This is a genomic window from Plesiomonas sp. ZOR0011, assembly GCF_000800945.1.
GTDB classification, from domain to species: Bacteria; Pseudomonadota; Gammaproteobacteria; order Enterobacterales; family CAMTGL01; genus Plesiomonas; species Plesiomonas shigelloides.
The window spans coordinates 1-809 of record NZ_JRKB01000128.1; the positions used below are offsets into that span (position 1 = coordinate 1).

The following is an 809-nucleotide window of genomic DNA, read 5'->3' on the forward strand; positions in this document are numbered from 1 at the left end:
GGCCCGGCTATTTGGTTATGACAGCGAGCTGAACCTCTGCGAGCTCTCCCATATTCTGCCCAGCGATGGGCAACCGCTGTCCAGCCAGCAGGCGCAGGCCGAGCCCCTGCGCCGTTATGACGCTGCGGGCCGGGTCAGCCAGATTGGGCAAAATCAGTACCGCTACGACAAGTGCGGACGGCTCAGTGAGAAGGTGGTATCACGCCCCAGTTTCATGCAACTTATCCCAATGGCACAACATCAATCTCCGGGAGTCGTGCAGAGCTCTTTACACCCCAATGGTAAAGGCGGTATGCAAAACTGGGGAGGAGGCAGAAATTGAAAACATGTGAATTAATAAATTTTATTAAAACTAGCCATAGTTATCCTTGGTCTTACGCAGTATATGTCCCACAGAATGAGGCTTTGAGACCAAATTTACCCACGATCGCGCTAGATCCTGATGATATTGAGGATGATGATGTGGATGAACCTGCTTTTGCTATTGAAAATGGATATAAATATTTGCTTTCAGTGCAAACAGTTCAATCCATTTGTAGAAATATTGAGATGCAGATGAAGGGGAAGGTGCCAGACGATATGTATATGAAAGCGTTTCTCTTTTATATAGAGAATGATGCATATATCACACTCTAAAATGTACAGTCATAGTTATCACCTTACACCGGCATAGTGCCGGTGTTTTTTTACAAGCAACAGGTACGAGTGAGGTCAGAAACGCAATGGCAACGGCCAGGTGGTGGCCGAGCGCAGCAAGCGCGGTCACGAGCGTCAGGCCCGGCTATTTGGTTATGACAGCGAGCTGAACC

The 809-nt window shown here is 48.3% G+C and carries 1 protein-coding gene and 1 pseudogene; both read left to right on the forward strand.

The genetic code is table 11. The features are described 5' to 3' along the window. Positions 1-322 (forward strand): annotated as a pseudogene (locus L975_RS18385) (hypothetical protein); the annotation flags it as partial. After that, positions 319-636: a hypothetical protein gene (locus L975_RS16985; protein ID WP_047709414.1), complete on the forward strand. Its 318-nt coding sequence runs from the start codon at positions 319-321 to the stop codon at positions 634-636. The pseudogene L975_RS18385 and the gene L975_RS16985, both read left to right, overlap by 4 nt. The last annotated feature ends 173 nt before the right edge of the window (positions 637-809 follow it).